This is a genomic window from Azotosporobacter soli (genome assembly GCF_030542965.1).
Lineage (GTDB): Bacteria > Bacillota > Negativicutes > SG130 > SG130 > Azotosporobacter > Azotosporobacter soli.
In genome coordinates, this window is record NZ_JAUAOA010000004.1 from 94,825 (window position 1) to 111,732 (window position 16,908).

10 protein-coding genes are annotated in these 16,908 nt (G+C 51.0%); 8 read left to right on the forward strand and 2 right to left on the reverse strand.

The window, feature by feature from the left end; genetic code table 11:
• The first annotated feature begins 173 nt into the window (after positions 1 to 173).
• On the forward strand, positions 174 to 3,119 hold the full coding sequence (locus tag QTL79_RS06005) for a DUF5752 family protein (RefSeq protein ID WP_346354058.1): 2,946 nt from the start codon (positions 174 to 176) through the stop codon (positions 3,117 to 3,119).
• Between the two features lie 99 nt (positions 3,120 to 3,218).
• On the opposite strand, the gene QTL79_RS06010 is transcribed toward QTL79_RS06005, so the two are convergent.
• Positions 3,219 to 3,617: an arsenate reductase ArsC gene (locus QTL79_RS06010; protein WP_346354059.1), complete on the reverse strand. Its 399-nt coding sequence runs from the start codon at positions 3,615 to 3,617 to the stop codon at positions 3,219 to 3,221.
• A 309-nt stretch (positions 3,618 to 3,926) separates the two neighbouring features.
• On the opposite strand from QTL79_RS06010, the gene QTL79_RS06015 reads away from it, so the two are divergent.
• From QTL79_RS06015 to QTL79_RS06030, 4 genes are all read left to right on the forward strand, one after another.
• Positions 3,927 to 5,084: an efflux RND transporter periplasmic adaptor subunit gene (locus QTL79_RS06015; RefSeq protein ID WP_346354060.1), complete on the forward strand. Its 1,158-nt coding sequence runs from the start codon at positions 3,927 to 3,929 to the stop codon at positions 5,082 to 5,084.
• 12 nt (positions 5,085 to 5,096) lie between these two features.
• A complete protein-coding gene (locus QTL79_RS06020; RefSeq protein WP_346354061.1) occupies positions 5,097 to 8,231 on the forward strand; it encodes an efflux RND transporter permease subunit in 3,135 nt (1,044 codons plus the stop codon).
• Between the two features lie 457 nt (positions 8,232 to 8,688).
• On the forward strand, positions 8,689 to 9,390 hold the full coding sequence (locus tag QTL79_RS06025) for an HD domain-containing protein (RefSeq protein ID WP_346354062.1): 702 nt from the start codon (positions 8,689 to 8,691) through the stop codon (positions 9,388 to 9,390).
• A 50-nt stretch (positions 9,391 to 9,440) separates the two neighbouring features.
• Positions 9,441 to 10,472 (forward strand): mechanosensitive ion channel family protein, encoded by a 1,032-nt coding sequence (locus QTL79_RS06030; protein ID WP_346354063.1) that lies wholly within the window; start codon positions 9,441 to 9,443, stop codon positions 10,470 to 10,472.
• A 99-nt stretch (positions 10,473 to 10,571) separates the two neighbouring features.
• Here the strand turns inward: QTL79_RS06030 and QTL79_RS06035 are convergent, their stop codons facing one another.
• Positions 10,572 to 11,081 carry a GyrI-like domain-containing protein gene (locus QTL79_RS06035; RefSeq protein WP_346354064.1) on the reverse strand — a complete coding sequence of 170 codons (510 nt, stop codon included), beginning with the start codon at positions 11,079 to 11,081 and terminating at the stop codon, positions 10,572 to 10,574.
• Between the two features lie 225 nt (positions 11,082 to 11,306).
• Here QTL79_RS06035 and QTL79_RS06040 point away from each other — a divergent pair, with 225 nt between their 5' ends.
• The 3 genes from QTL79_RS06040 to QTL79_RS06050 all read left to right on the forward strand — a co-directional run bounded on the left by QTL79_RS06040 (position 11,307) and on the right by QTL79_RS06050 (position 16,897).
• Positions 11,307 to 13,427, forward strand: a complete 2,121-nt coding sequence (locus tag QTL79_RS06040; RefSeq protein ID WP_346354065.1) for an MCP four helix bundle domain-containing protein — start codon at positions 11,307 to 11,309, stop codon at positions 13,425 to 13,427.
• A 182-nt stretch (positions 13,428 to 13,609) separates the two neighbouring features.
• Positions 13,610 to 15,463, forward strand: coding sequence for an amidohydrolase (locus QTL79_RS06045; protein ID WP_346354066.1), 1,854 nt, complete (start codon positions 13,610 to 13,612; stop codon positions 15,461 to 15,463).
• Positions 15,464 to 15,511: 48 nt separating this feature from the next.
• The gene (locus QTL79_RS06050; RefSeq protein ID WP_346354067.1) at positions 15,512 to 16,897 is read left to right on the forward strand and encodes an APC family permease; all 1,386 of its coding nucleotides are present in this window, start codon (positions 15,512 to 15,514) and stop codon (positions 16,895 to 16,897) included.
• Positions 16,898 to 16,908: the final 11 nt, after the last annotated feature.

Genomic DNA, 16,908 nt, shown 5'->3' on the forward strand with positions numbered 1-16,908 from the left:
TGTCGCCACGGAAATAACGGTTTTCAAGAACTGTTAAGCCGCAGCGCGGCTTCTGTGGCGGCGCTAGTTGCCTGTGGTTTAATGTTTTTATAATGGATTTTGATTATCATCGTTTCTGAAAACAATTTAGGATATACTGATATTGAGATAATTTCAGGCAAGAGGAGACGGTTATGAAAAATCTAGGGAATATGAAAGCGCGTTTCTCAGGCATTCATGATCTGATGAAATTCAGAGTCACAGAAATACTTCTGATCTCCACGGCCTACGACGCCTATGTGCTCGAAGAAGACGGCCGATTGGAAGAGCAGATCTACCATCATTTCAACGACTTGAATATTCCGTTCATACCAAGAATCCATTGGGTCGCCGATGAAGAAGAAGCCTGCGAGATCTTGCAAATGCGCAACATCCATTTGATTATCACCATGTCGCGTGCCAGCGACATGAGTTCGTTCGATTTTGAAACGAAAATACATGAAGAGTATCCGGAGATTCCAATCGTGATGCTCTCCTATGAACGGATGACGCCGGACATGATCGCCAGGGTTCGAAGCGTTTCCTGCATCGATCGCGTCTTTCAGTGGTCGGGCGACAACAAGGTCTTGGTCGCGATTATCAAATATGTGGAAGACAAGAAGAACGTCGAAGCGGACAGCAAGCTCGGCGTGCAGGCGATCTTGCTGGTGGAAGATTCTCCGGCGTATTATTCGCAGATTCTGCCTGCCATCTATACGGAAATCCTGACGCAGACGCGCTGCCTGGTGCTGCACGCGATGAACATCAAGCATGGCCTGCTGCGCGTCCGTCTTCGCCCGAAGATCCTGATCGCCGAGACGTATGAGGAAGCAATGGCGATCATCGTCAAATACCGCTACAATCTGCTGGGCGTGATTTCCGACGTCCGTTTCCCGAAGAACGGCACATTAGACCCCCAGGCTGGTTTTGAGCTGAGCAAGATCGCCAAGGAAATGATTCCCGACCTGCTCTTTTTATTGCAGTCCGAAGAAAGGGAGAATGGCGAAAAGGCCAAGGCGCTCGATCTGGCGTTCCTCAATAAGAACTCGTCCAATCTGCTGCATCATTTACGCGCGTATATCTTTCAAAACTACGGTTTCGGCTCGTTCATCTTTAAGTATCCGGACGGTCGCGTCATTGACGAGGCGAGCGATATCACCAATCTGGAGCGGATCATCCGCGATTTGCCGGAAGAGAGTCTTTATTACCATGCGACGCGCAATGATTTTTCCCGTTGGCTGCGCGCACGGGCGGAAATCGAGGTGGCCGACCGGCTGCGTTTTGTCGACACGGAACAGATTCGCGCGGCCTCCGATATTCGCGCCTATATCCTGAAAGTGTTGAACGATTATTTTCAAAAGTACCAGTTCGGCCTGGTACTCGACTTTGAGGGCTTTTCAAAAAAAGACCGGGAGAATGCCTTCATCAAGTTGGGAACCGGTTCTTTGGGCGGTAAGGGACGGGGCGTCGCATTTATGAACGTGATGATCAGCAAGGCGCAGCTGGCCGATAAGTATGAGGATATGAAGGTTAAGGTGCCGCGTTCGTTCGTTGTCGGCAGCGATGTCTTTGAAAAATTCATCGAAGAAAACAAACTCTATGCCTTTCTTGCCGAAAATCCAAGCGAAGCGGCGATTGCGCAAAAATTCACCGAAACGCCGCTGCCGACTGAAATTACCGAAAATCTGCGCGTCCTGACGCAATATATAAAATGTCCGATTGCGGTGCGTTCGTCCAGCATTCTGGAAGACTCGCGCATTTTGCCGTTCGCCGGCATCTACCACACCTATGTCGCACCGAACTGCCACGCGGATCTTGAAATCCGGCTGAAACAATTGGAAGACGCCGTGAAGCTGGTCTATGCGTCGGTATTTTATGCCGCACCGGTGCAATATGCGCGGAACGCGGACATCCGCATTGAAGAAGAAAAAATGGCGGTGCTGATTCAGGAACTGGTCGGCGAATGCTACGGCGAGCATTATTACCCGGCGATTTCCGGCGTGGCGCAGTCGTATAACTTCTATCCGTACGATCCGCTCAAACCGGAAGACGGAACGGTAAGCCTGGCGCTGGGGCTGGGCAAAGCGATCGCCGAAGGGGAACAGGTACACCGCTTTTCTCCGACGCATCCTAAGTTGAATCCACTCGTTTCGAGTCCGGAGGAATACCTGAAAAAGTCGCAGCATGCGTTTTATGCAATCGATGTTCAATCCTGCGCCGATGTCACGATGCGCGCCGACGAAGATCATATCTACAAAAAACTGCCGATTGCGCAGGCGCATAAAGAAGACGCGCTCGAGTATATCGGCAGCACCTATTCGGCGGAGAACGACTGCATCTACGACAACGTGCACCAAGCGGGGCCGAAGCTGGTGACGTTTGCGCCGATCCTCAAATACAACCGTCTGCCGCTTGGCCCAATCGTTAAGGATTTGCTGCGGCTCGGCAAAGAATCGTTCGGCACCGATGTGGAAATCGAATTCGCGGTCAATATCCCGAAGGATAAAAGCAAGCCGAAAGAATTCAATTTCCTGCAAATTAGGCCGATGGTGGTAGGCAGAGAAGCGTTCGAAATCAAGATGGATGAACCGGAAACGTCCTGGTGCTTCAGCGAACGCACGATCGGCAACGGCGTCTATCGCGACATGCAGGACATCATCGTCGTCGATCCCGACACGTTCAACCTGCAGGAGAGCGTTCAGATTGCCAGTGAGATCGCCGAGTTAAATCAGCGCCTCTACCAGGAAGGACGTCGCTGCATTCTGATTGGTTTCGGGCGCATGGGAACATCCGACCGCTGGCTTGGCATCCCGCTCGCGTGGGAACAAATGTCGCAGGCGCGAATCATCGTGGAAGTCGACCGCAAGAACCTCCGTCCCGAACCGTCGCTTGGCAGTCACTTCTTTCATAATCTGACCGCCACGCATATGGGCTATTTCCATATCCAATATGAAAATCCGTCGGCTGGAATGCTCGATTGGGATTGGCTGCTAAGTCAGCCTGTCCTGCAGCAAACGAAATATGTCAGACTGATACGGCGCGAAGAACCCTTCAAAGCGAAAATTGACGGGCGGAGCTTTAGGGGAATTATCGGCAAGTGAAAATTATCTGGATAGGGTACGAAAAAGAAATGAAGGAAAAAGAAGCAGGATGTTCTACCCGAGCGGTAGAACATCCTGCTTCTTTTTCTTTGTGTTGAATTAAAGCGCGCCGGATTTAATCCGCTCTGCAAGCTCCTCAATCTTGGCTTTGATCGTGTTGCGTACCAGGCGAAATTCGGCATCGTCTTTTCCGCTGGGATCGTCGAGGCCCCAATCTTCACGATGCGTGCAAGGCAGAAAAGGACAGCTGACATTGCAACCCATTGTAATGACTATATCTACCGTAGGTATAGTACCTAACAATTTTGGTTTCTGTAGCAGTTCCATGTCGATGCCGACTTCTTTCATGATTCGCACGGCATCCTGGTTGATCTGGTCTTTGGTTTCCGTGCCGGCAGAGAAACTTTCGAATACGTTGAGGCCAATGATTTTTCCAAAAGCTTCAGCCATTTGGGAGCGGCAGGAATTGTGGACGCAAATAAAAGCGACTCGTTTCATTTCGTATCTCCTTCGTCATTCTTTAATATTTTTGTCAGTTGGGACGCATGAACTATTGAGAAAGATCATAATAGTAATCGTATTGTAGAGGGAGAAGAAGAAAAATGCAAGGCTCAATTTTGCAAAGAAGAAAGGGTAAGCGAGAGCAGCTGCAAAAGTGAGAAAATCCGCAGCATTATAAAAAGGAAATAACTTGAATAATATGGGAGGAAGTGGCAATGCGGTAACGAAAGTAATGAGGAAGGGGAAAGCGATTGACTTTATTTTACTTATAAGAAAATTTGTCGTTGAATGGGGTGGGGGGAGAAGATGAGCATGAAAGTTTCGCCAAAAGTGATGCTTGGTCTTATTGTCTTGTTTTTACTGGGCGCGTGGGCATTTATGCGCTTTGGCGTTGGGAAAACGCCGGTTGGCCCCGGATCGGGCATGGGGGTCGAAGTAAAGGTGATGCAGGTGGTGCAGCGCGATACGCCGTTGCTTTATGAATTTACCGGCAAGGTGACGTCGAAGAATGAAGTGAAGATCATGTCGAAGGTCGCTGGTAATATCGTGGCTAAGATGGTTAACGGCGGCGATGCGGTAAGCAAGGGACAGCCGCTCTTTAGGATTGACAACAAGCAATACCTGTCTTCCATCAATGCGGCTCGTTCCACACTCGTTAAATCGCAGGCTACGCTGCGCAACACAGAGCGCGATGTGGAGCGCTATCGGGCTTTGGCCGCTGTGGATGGCGTAGCGCGGCAAACATTGGATTCGTATGTGGCGCAGGCCGAAGAGCAGGCGGCAACGGTGGAAGAAAATCGGGCTAGTCTGCAGCGGGCAATCGAAGATGAGCAGGACACGCTGATTGTTTCGCCGGTTGACGGACGCATCGATATCAAAGACTTGGGCGTCGGGCAGTTTGTGACGGCCGGTTCAACGACATTGGCAACGGTGTCGGCGCTCGATCCGATCTGGGTGCAGTTCAGCATCAGTGAAAACGAATATATTAAGCTGGCTCGTTTGGGACAGGGCACGTTGTCCGGCTATTTTAGCGACGGAGTGAAATTGATGCTCAGCGATGGTTCGCAATATCCGGTGCCGGGAAAAATCGAACAGATTGACAACGGAATCGGCGACGCCACCGGGACGATGACGGTCAAGGCATCTTTTGACAATCCGCAGCGTTTCCTGGTGCCCGGTATGTTCGCGAAGATCACAGCGCAGGGCGGCATACGAAGCGGCGCGATTTTGATTCCGCAGCGGGCGGTCAAGGAATTGCTTGATGAAACGTTTGTCATGGTTGTTACGTCGGAAGGCAAAGCTGAGAGCAGAAAAGTGAAGATGGGCGACCGGGTCGGCAATCTCTGGATCGTCGAAAGCGGTCTGACGCCGAATGAAAGCGTGGTCGTCGAAGGCATCGACAAAGTGAAGCAGGGGACGCCGCTGAAAATTACGTTGATGGCGCTGGAAGACTTAATGAAATAAGGGGATTGAGCTATGGCTAATTTTTTCATTAACCGGCCGATATTTGCGATTGTACTGTCGATTATTATCACGCTGCTTGGCGCGATTGCGGCATTTCAGCTGCCGATTGCGCAATATCCGCAGATTTCTCCGCCGACGGTCTCGATCAGTACAAATTATCAAGGCGCTAATGCCGAAGTCGTGGAGCAGTCGGTCGCGCAACAGATCGAGCAGCAGGTCAACGGCGTGGACGGGATGGTTTCGATGTCCTCCACCAGTACAGACTCGGGTTCCTATTCGCTGACGGTGCAGTTTGAAGCCGGACGCGATGCGGATATTGCCGCGGTGCAGACGCAAAACCGCGCAGCGGAGGCGACTTCATCCCTGCCGACCTCGGTTCAGACGTCCGGCGTGTCGACGCGCAAGTCGTCGCAGGATATGTCGCTGATCCTTTGTCTTTGGTCGGATCAGGACACTTACAGCCGGAACTTTTTGAAAAACTATGGTACGATTTATCTGGTTGACGATATCAAACGAGTGAAAGGCGTCGGCGAGGTCATGGAATTTGGTTCAGACTACAGCATGCGGATTTGGCTGCAGCCGGAAAAAATGGCGCAGCTCGGCGTTGCGGTTACGGATGTGACCGCGGCAATCGAAAAGCAGAATCTGCAGGCTCCGGCCGGCGGAATCGGTAAGATGCCTGCGGTCGCGGAACAGGAGTTTCAATATACGGCGCGCGTCAAGGGGCGTTTAAGCGATGCGAAAGAGTTTGAACAGGTTATTGTCGCGGCTAAGACCGACGGTTCGTTTATCCGCCTAAAAGATCTGGCTCGCGTAGAATTCGGCAGCAAGGACTACACCTATGAGAGTTTTGCCAATGGACGGCAAGCGACGATGATGGCGGTGAAACTGACCAGCGATGCGAATGCGCTGGAGACGATCGGCAATGTGAAGAAGGTTATCGAAGAAGACGGCAAGGATTTTCCGGAAGGGATGCATTATCAATTTGTCGTCGATACGACGAAGTTTATTCAGGAATCGATTCTGGAAGTGGTTAAGACGTTTGCCGAAGCGTTACTACTGGTGGTGCTGGTCGTGTTCATCTTTTTGCAAAGTTGGCGCGCGACGCTGATTCCGCTTTTGGCGGTGCCGGTATCGCTGATCGGGACGTTCGCGGCGTTCAGCCTGATGGGCTTTTCGATCAATACGCTGACGTTGTTTGCGATGGTGCTGTCGATCGGGCTGGTCGTCGATGACGCCATCGTCGTAATCGAAGCGGTTGAGCATCATATGCGCTATGCGGCAATGAGTCCGCTCGACGCGACACGGCGGGCGATGAGCGAAGTGTCCGGACCGGTCGTTGCGATTGCATTTGTGCTGGCTTCCGTATTTATTCCGGTCGCATTTTCCGGCGGGATGGTCGGAATTTTATACCGGCAGTTTGCACTGACGATTGCCGTGTCGATGGCGCTCTCGGCAGTGGTCGCGCTGTCGCTTACTCCAGCGCTTTGCACGCTGCTTTTGAAGCCGCACGATCCAGACGCGCACAGCGGCAGAATCGGTCGTTTCTTTGAATGGTTCAATCAGTGGTTTGAGCGAAAGACGGAAAGCTACGGCGGCACATTGGGCAGCCTGATCGGCAAATCGCGTCGCTGCCTGCTCTTTCTCGCCGTTGTGATGATTATGATCGGCGGCTTATATCGCCTCGTTCCGGCGACCTTCGTACCGAATGAAGATGAAGGTTTTTACATCGCATCCCTTTCGCTGCCGGAGGCGTCGAGTCTTAACCGGACAAGTCTGACGCTGCATAAGTTTTCCGATGTGGTGCGGCAGCAGCCTGGCGTCACCGATGTCTTGGCGCTGGCGGGCCTCGACATCATGGGCGGCGGTGCGAAACCGAACGCGGGGACGATGTTCATCGGACTGGATTCCTGGTCGGCGCGCAAAGCGCCAAACGTACAACTTGATGCGATCATCGGGCAGACGTTTATGCGCGGCGCGCAATTGCAGGAAGGCACGGTAGTTGCGTTTGCGATGCCTTCATTGCCTGGACTCGGTATGGTTGGCGGCTTTTCGCTGATGCTGGAAGACCGCGGAGGCGGATCGCTCGATTTGCTTGATAAAACGGGACAAGCATTCGTTGACGCCGCGCGGCAACGGCCGGAAATCGGTTCGATCTCGGCTAATTTCAGGTCGGGTACGCCGGGCTATGAGTTTGAAGTTGACCGCGAAAAGGCGGAAAAGATGGGCGTATCGGTCAACGAAGTATTTTCTGCGCTGCAGGTGTTCCTCGGCGGGAACCAGGTCAATGACATCAATAAATTCGGTCGCACTTACAAAGTCGTCCTTCAGGCCGAAGCGCAGTATCGCGGCGATGCGGAAGCGCTGCGTTATCTCTACGTGAAAAGCGCAAGCGATACGATGGTGCCGCTCAATACGCTGGTGAAGGCAAAGAAGGTGAAAGCGCCGACGATTATCAGCCGTTTCAACGGTGTTAAAGCGGTTCAGATTAACGGCAATCCGGCGAGCGGCTACAGTTCGGGTCAGGCGCTCGACACGCTGGCGGAGGTTGCGAAACAAACGCTGCCTGCCGGTTATGCCTACGAGTGGTCGGGGCAGAGCCGCGAAGAAAAGGAAGCCGGCGGGCGCGTAGCGTTGCTGTTCGGCCTGGCGATCGTCTTCGTCTTCCTCTGTCTGGCAGCGCTCTATGAAAGCTGGAGCGTGCCGTTTGCGGTACTTCTCGGCGTACCGCTCGGGATTTTCGGTGCTTTCCTCTTGCAATACATGCGCAATCTGGAAAACAGCGTCTACATGCAGATTGGTTTGATCATGCTGATCGGCTTGGCGGCGAAAAATGCCATCCTGATCGTCGAATTTGCCAAAGTCAGAGTCGACAACGGCATGGAGCCGGTTCAGGCGGCGATTGAAGCGGCGAAAATTCGCCTGCGCCCGATCCTGATGACTTCGTTCGCGTTCATCATCGGATGTATTCCATTGGCGATCGCGAGCGGCGCGGGAGCTGGCGCGCGAACCTCGATGGGGACCGCGGTTGTCGGCGGCATGCTGGCGGCTACCGCGCTCGGTATTTTTCTGATACCGGTACTCTTCGTAGTCGTGGAAAAAGCGACGCAGAAAATTGAACAGTGGCGAAAGAAAAAAGTAGTGTAGTTAGCATAGTATAGAATAGTTTTGCAGGCGCATCCTGTAAAAGTAGCATGCGCCTGTGAGACTATCGATAAAACGAAAGCAAGTGGGACGGTTTTTACACGAAGAGTTGAAGAAGGGAAGAGCGGAAGGAATTTTAAATTTTTCTTTCTTTCTTCCCAACGGGCCGATACGATCGGCCCGCTTCGCTTCTTCGTGTTAGCGTTTTCTTTAAGCCTTCTATTTGTTCTTGTTATCGCATTCTGTTTTTTCAATTGTCTACACTCTGGCAGACGCATGCTCTAAACAGCATGCGTCTATTTTTTTATAGCGGTGTGAAAATGTAAGAAATAAAAAATATCTGCGGGAAAGAGGACGTGATAGAATAAAGAACGATGCGCTCAGTATAATGAAGTTACAAAAAAGAGTGATTAAAGTAAACATAGTATATACAGTGATTATAATATACGAAAAAATAGCGATGAAAACTGCGGAAGTCGCTGAAGAAGATGAGTTTTCCAATGAAATGTTCGAATTGGCGCAAGGAGGTTTGCTGATGAATAAGGAAGCGATTGTTGAAGAAACGAAGAAATTTGTTAAGGCCAAAATGGACGGGGAAGGTTCGGGACATGATTGGTGGCATATTGTGCGCGTCTATAACAATGCGCTGGAGATTGCCCGGCATGAAAAAGACGCGGATCGGTTTATTGTTGAATTAGGCGCATTGCTGCATGATATCGCGGATCATAAATTCGGCTATACGGATGCGGACAGAGAAAGGATCATCGGCGAATTTCTTGCGCCGCTGGCGGTTGAGCAAACGGTTATTGATCAGGTGACGTATATCGCGAACTTCATTTCGTTTAAAGGCGGCAAAAATACGCATGTCATGCAGACTCCGGAAGGTAAAATCGTGCAGGATGCAGATCGTTTGGATGCGATGGGCGCGATCGGAATCGGCAGGGCGTTTACTTATGGCGGGCATGTGCAGCGGCTGATGTATAATCCCAAAGAGGCGGCCGAGCAAACTGAGGGCGAGGATACGATCGCGCATTTTTATGAAAAACTTCTGCTCTTAAAGGACAGGATGAATACGGAAACCGGAAAGAGAAAAGCGCAGGCGCGTCATGAGACGATGAAATATTTTCTGGCATGTTTCTTTAGAGAATGGCAGGGCGAATAAAATAGAACGTGTCAGTGATGGAGATTCATTTTGTTTGCGGAGGAAAAAACATGTTGGACTTTTTTATGGAGCTTGGAAGCCGAATCGTAAACGGCGGCTTCAAAATACATTTGGCGGCGTACATTGCCAGTTTGGCGCTTGGCATCGTATTGCTGCGCTGGACATTTGACAAGCTCTTCAAAATCATTGCGGAAAAAACAAAAATTCCCTATACGCTGCTGCAACAAACGTTTCGCGGCATCCCGACGCTGCTCGGCATTTTGATCGGCCTTTATGCGGTAACGGAGCTATTAGTCATTCCGCCGCGTCCGTTGCTTTTTTTGAAAAACCTGTTTCATGCGGTTCTGATCTTATCGGTCACGCTGCTGGTCGCGCATCTGGGTTCCGGCTATCTTAAGCATCGGCTCGGAAAGCGCTCGGAAAACCTAGCATCCACCTCGATTTTGGTTACCGCCATCGACCTGATCGTCTACGCGATTGGCGCTTTGATCCTGCTGGAATCTTTCGGCGTATCGATCTCGCCGCTGATTACGGCGCTAGGCGTGGGCGGCTTGGCTACCGCACTGGCGCTGCAGGATACGTTGGCCAATTTGTTCTCCGGCATCAATATCCTGCTCTCCAAACAGGTCAAGATGGGGGACTTTGTCAAGTTATCGAGCGGCGAAGAAGGACATATTGTCGATATGAACTGGCGCAATACGACGATAAAGACGCCGACCGAAAATATGGCGGTCGTACCGAATCAGAAGATTGCCTCGTCGATCGTTACCAACTATGCGCAGCCGTTTGCCGAATGCTCGATCGCGATCCCGCTTGGCGTCGCTTACGGCAGCGATCTGGCTCAGGTGGAAGAAATCACCAGCGCCATTGCCAAAGAGGTTTTGCAGGAAATAGAAGGCGGCGTTAAAAGTTTTGCGCCATTTGTACGCTACAGTAGTTTTGGAGAAGCGGGCATCCAGTTCCAGGTGATCTTGCGGGTCAATAACGTGACGGATCAGCAGCTGATTCGCCACGAATTCATCAAGCGGATTTATGCGCGCTATCAACAGGATGGCATCAGCATTTCAGTGCAGAAAGGCTGATGCGATAAAAATACTGTAGTCAGGGTGAAATGAAAAACAGGCATTGCTCCTTTGTTAAGGTGCAATGCCTGTTTTTCATATTGGATCATTTGGAGAATTTTAAGCTAGCGGAATAAAGAGCTGCGTTTCGAGGCTTTCCTTCGCCGTTATGCGCGGATCGCTGGTGTAGACTTCGATCGATTCGGGCGCCAGTGCAATGTTTTGCGCGTTGGCCCATAAGACCATTTTCTTATAAGTGTCGCCGACTTTCATATAGGAACCTTTGTGCAGCGCGGTAACGTATTTTCCGGCCGGCAATGTTATCATTTCCATATTGGCGTTTGTCGGAGACAAAGCGGATTGTACCGGAAAGCCGGTTTGAAAGAGCCATTTTTTAGTGAAGGATTTGAAAAACATGACCAGTTTGGATTCGCTTAGCAATGATTGCCATTCGATGGCCGAATAGCGTGCGAACGGCGGCTCGCAAATGTCTGCGTTATTTGCTTTCAGGCAGGCGGCAAGGTTTAAAAAATTGTTTTTCATCGTCGTAGGCATCTTCCACATAGAGACGTTGCTGCTGATTGCCAACGCTTTTACTTCCGGGCGGCTTACGATTTTTATCTCGGACAAAATGATCAACACCTATTCCTTAAAATTTTATAATGGCGATGCGCTAAAGAAGATCATACTACTATACAGTATAAAATAAACTGGCAGTATTTTCAATAAAAATACGAACAAATGTTCGCTGCTGTTTTAAGCAAAAAACTTGCAGGAGTTCTTTGCTTACTAGGCTAATAAATAAACAGGAAAGGTATTTGCGTTAGGGGATGCAGTGCAGAGGGAGGATTTACGATGACTATCCTTCATAATCAAAAAGTAGCGGTCAAGATTACCGTGATCTTAAGCGTTATGCTTGTGTTTACGCTGACGGTCGGCATTGTCGGTTTTTTTGCCGCCACCAATATTGCGCAAATGGCGGAAAAAATGTACGGCGAGCGCTTGCAGCCGATACAAATACTGGATGAAGTTCGTCTGCTCAGCAAAGATACGCAAACAGCCTTGCTGGAATTGATCGAAACGCCGGAGCCCGAGAACCGCCAGACGCTGATTAACGCCATCGAGAAAAACACGAAAGAGATTGACCGTCTGCAGGACAAATACGAAGCGACCGAACTCGATGATGTGGAACGGCAAAACTGGAGTGAACTACAAAAGAAACTCGGTGAATATCGTCAGGTTCGCACAGAGATCATTGCACTGGTACAGGAAAATAAGACGGCGGAAGCCTTCGCGCTGTATCGAAGCAGTAAAGCTATCGTTGCCGATGTCTTGACGCCGCGCAACGTTATTGCAGAATACAATGTCAGACAAGCGCATAATTTATATATTGAAAGCAGCGCAGTCGCCGCCAATACCCGCGTCATTATCGTTGTGGTTACGCTGTTGGCGCTCTTGCTCTCCGCAGGGCTTGGCGTCGTGCTGGCAAGGTCGATTTGCCTGCCGCTCTCGCAGATGCTGGCGAGCGTCAAAAAAATCGCCGCCGGAAAGTTGGAAGAAACGCCGCGTAGTTTTCAATCGCGCGATGAGTTGGGACAATTAGCGGATGCGCTCGTGAACATGCGGCGTGACTTACGCGGACTGATCGAAGAGTCGGCGGAGAAAAACCGGATTTTGACGCAGGAAATCGCAGAGCGAAGGCAAATTCAGGCCGCACTTATTTTCTCCAAAGAAAAGTTTACCAAAGCCTTCCGCCATGCCGGAGATGCCGTCGGCCTGGTTTCGCTGGAGGATAAGCGTTTTGTTGAGGTCAGCGAAGCCTTTTTTCACAATTTGGGCTATGAACGTGCGCAGGTCATCGGCCATGTCTCCAGCGAATTTGACTTATGGAATACGCCGGAGCAGCGAAGCCGCGTTTATGAAATGATGCGGGCCGGGCAGACATGCCAGAATGAGGAAGTGGTTTGGAAGACAGCCGACGGCGCTAGGCGTAGCGGTCTTTTTTCGGCGGAAGTAATTGAGATTGAAGGCAAGAAATATAGTGTGTTCGTCTGGCACGACATTACCGAGCAAAAGCAGGCGGAAGAGGTTCTGCGCAAAGCGAATGAACGATTGGAGGCAGAGGTCAAGCGCAGGACACAGGAACTGACCACGGCCAATTTGGAACTGCAACAGGCGAATGAAGAATTGGTAGATTCTTTGAACTTAGTAAAGGAAATGCAGCAGCAGTTGATCGAGGCCGAGAAAATGTCCGCCTTGAGCAGTCTGGTGACAGGCATCGCGCATGAAGTCAATACGCCGGTCGGCGTCGGCGTGACCGCCGCATCGCATTTACTGAAGACGATTCAGGATTACCGCGCATACAGCGTCACAAACAAACCGACGCGTACAAGCTTCAGCGAATTCATGGATAGTGCCGAAGAATTGGGACAGATGATCCTGCAAAACGCAAGGCGGACTGCGGATCTGATCCGCAGCTTTAAACTGGTCTCGGTCGATCAGGCGCAGGAAGAAAAGCAATGCTTCCAGTTGAAAGAGTATCTCGAAGGCGTGGTGCAGAGTTTGCAGTCCGTCTTGAAAAAAAGCGGACATACGGTGATGATCGAGTGTCCGGACGATTTGACGCTCGACAGCTATCCCGGCGCTTTCGTGCAGATTGCAAGCAATCTGCTAATGAATTCGCTTATTCATGCCTATGAGCCGCAGACGCGCGGTCAAATGCGCTTCACGGCGGAACGCCGTGAAGACCGTCTTCTGCTTTGCTATGCCGATGACGGAAAAGGCATCCCAGCCGATGTACTGTCGAGAATATTCGATCCCTTCTTTACCACGGGGCGCGGTAAAGGCTGCAGCGGCCTTGGGATGCATATCCTCTACAATATCGTGACGCAGCAATTGCAGGGCAGCGTGACGTGCGAGAGTCAGCTCGGACAGGGCGTTCGCTTTTTAATTGAACTGCCGTTGGAAACGGTGTAGAGTCTAGTTGCAGGCACGCTCGTCAGTTTAGTATAATCCGTTCCTTTTTATCCGGTTTGGCCTTTTTTTCGCCGCTATTCTCATGGAGAGAAGGCGGCGGAATTTTTTTTCAAGGAAGCTTTGCTTATGAATGAAGAAAGAAACCGATTCTCCGCTTCTCGAAATAGGGAAAGTGCACTATAATGAAGGCTATGCGAAATCGTTGCCTGACTAAGGATCGGTTTGAAGGGGAAATGATGCAAGACGGAGCGTTTATAGTGATGACGGCGAAACGGTTATTCAAGAACGGCTATATATATACGGTTGATTCCAAGCAGACGGTGGCCGAAGCGATTGCTGTCGGCCAGGATGGAAATATCCTCTTTGTCGGCGACAATGCGGCGGCTGAAGCGTTTTGCACAGCCGATACCCGTGTGACAGATTTAGAAGGAAAATTTGTCTTGCCGGGTTTTTCCGATAATCATACCCACGCAGGCCTATTTGCGGAAAAATTTACTGGGATCTACCTGGGAGCGGCGAAAACGGTGCCGGAATATCTGAAAATCATTCGGGCTTTTGCTGCGGATAGCGCGCAGCGTGAAGCGGAATTCGTGAGCGGGAGCAATTGGGAACAGGCGGTCTTCCAGGCGTACAACCTTAATATGTATGGTCTTTCACCGGAGAGTAATCTTGGCCCGAGCCGATTCTTGTTGGATGAAGCCTTGCGCGGCACCTTTCTGGAAAATGTGCCGGTCAAGCTGTATTCGAGCGATCTTCATTGCGCCTGGTATAACAGTGTGGCTATTGAAGTTGCCAAAGCGAACGGTTTTGAGGCGAAGGCGGAAGAGCATGAAAGCAAAGTGCCGCAGGACTTTAGCGGAACGTATCATGGTACGGATTTTTCCGCATACCGGGGGCAAGCCTGGGGCGTCTATAAAGAAGCCGCCATTCAACGTCTGGATGCGCATCTGCCGCAACAGCCCATATGGAGGAAGAAAGAACTGGCCGGAGCCGGGATGCAGGGCTTCCTGCGGGAGATGCACTCCTACGGAGTGACGCTGCTGCAGGATGTATTGCTTGCGCCGTTGCAGGATAATACCCATCTGGACGCTGTGTACGAATCGATCAAGAGCGGACAAGAAAAAATGCTGTGGCGTGTCTCCTTGCTGGGCGATGTGAATGATCCGGAACGGACGGTGCGTGAATTTCGTACAACGCAGCGCCGTTATTCCGGCACGGAGGATTTCAAATTCTTTTCCGTTAAATTATTTGCCGACGGCATTCAAAAAAATATGTATGTGATGCAGCCTTACGCGGATGAAGTGGAGAATCCGGCGAATATAGGCGGTTTCTATAACAATATTTCCCGGGAAAAAATCAGAATGTTCATCCAAACCCTACACCGCGAAAACATACCGCTGCATATCCATGCCATGGGAGACAGGGCGGTCAAAGAGTGTCTCGACGCAATCGAAGAAGCTCAGGAAAAATACGGCAGGAAAGAACTCGGCCATACGATCACGCACTTGCTTTTGATCCGGCCCGAAGATGTCCGGCGAATGGCAATCTTGAAAGTGACGGCGTCGCTCAACTCGTTTTGGCATTATAAAGAACCTCTCTATTATGAAGAGATCTTTGCGCCCATTTTGGGGCCTGAGCGAGCCGCAACTGCTTTTCCTGCAAAACGTTTCTTCGCTGCAGGCGTCTTGACTTGTCTGGCCAGCGATGGTACCGTCAGCGAAAAGCCGACGCCGCTCTGGGGAATTGAGATCGCCGTTACCCGGAATAAGCCTGGGGCAAAAGATCGCAAGCGGCAGCACAATCCGGCAGAGCGGATCTCACGTCAGCAGGCCATTGCAATGTGTACACTCAATGGAGCGCGGGCACTTGGTCTTGAAGGCGTCACCGGCTCTTTGGAAGCAGGCAAGCGGGCCGACATGGTGGTCTTGGCTGAAAATATCCTAACGATTGCGGCAAACGAGATTCACGCAGCCGCTGTCTTGGAAACCATCTGCCGGGGGAAAACGGTCTACCGCTCACCCGAATGGCGACGCTGACGCGCAGCAGGCAATGTCCTTTTATAAAGAAAGACGGAGGTTTCTAACATGGAATCGAACGACAATGTCGCGGAAAGCAAACTGCGCAGTCTGGGCTATGAACCGGCGTTCAAACGGGTTCTCGGCGTAAGCAGCCTTGTTTGGTTTGGCCTTTCGTATTTAAGCCCCATTGAGGTGTTTACGCAATTCGGTCTTATGTCCGGCATGACGCATGGCATGATGACGCTGGCATATTTGGTGGCCACGCTGGCGATTTTGTTCACTGTCGCCAGTTATTCGAAAATGGTATCCGTTTATCCGGTCGCCGGTTCGGCCTACACCTACGTGCAACGTTCCGTCAACCCGCACCTGGGCTTTATTACCGGCTGGGTGATGTTGCTCGACTACATCCTGCTGCCTATGGTCTGCATCCTGTTTTTAGGTTTGTTCATGAATAATTACTGTCCGCTTGTGCCGATATGGGCGTGGATTATTCTCAGCGTTCTTATCGTTGGCGTGATCAATGTTTTGGGCATAGAGCCGACGGTAAGAGTCAATACGGGGACGGTAATCGCCCAGGCGGCTTTCTCGCTGCTTTTTCTCTTCGTAGTTGCCAAGCTCGTCATGGAGGGGGGCGGAGCGGGAACGTTCTACTCCTGGCCGGCTATCTATAACGCGCCGGAATTCAACACGGATGATTTTTTAATGTCAGTGGGCGTTTTGACCATTGCTTTTCTCGGCTTTGATGCGGTGACCACGCTGGCGGAAGAGACGCATCAGCCCGAAAAAACAGTCGGAAGAGCGTTGCTGTTTGTTTGCCTGATTGCCGGAAGCTTCTTTCTCCTGATCTCTTATTTTTGCCAAATCGCCTGGCCGTCAGCCTGGAAAGAGATTGTCGATCCCAACACGGGATTCCTGGAAGTGTCGCTGCACCTGCAGGCGGATTACATGCAGTCCTTGTATTTCTGGATCGGCAACCTGGCCAGCCTGACCTGCGTCGTCTCAGCGCAGGCTACGATAGCGCGCATTCTTTTCGGCATGGGGCGGGACGGCGCCTTGCCGAAACGGTTCTTTGCCTACGTCAGTCCCCGTTATAAGACGCCGGTTTATAATATCGCGCTCGTATCGACCATATCACTGAGTGCGGTCTTTTTTTCCGACAGCGTCATGAACGCGGTGTCGCTCATCAGTTTTGGCGCTTTACTAGGCTTCATAATGGTCAATATCGCCGTGATTTCTCATTTTTATCTGCGCGGGAAACGGCGATCGCCGGTCGACACCATCCAATACCTGCTTTTTCCGCTGACTGGCGCGGGACTTTGTTTGTATTTTCTTTTAAGCCTTGCCTATCAGGCAAAAGTGCTGGGCTTTGCGTGGCTCGGATTGGGCATTCTCTACACGGCGCTCAGCACCGATTTCTTTAGAAAATTGCCGCCGGATCTTACGTTGGAATAGTGCGCTAGCGG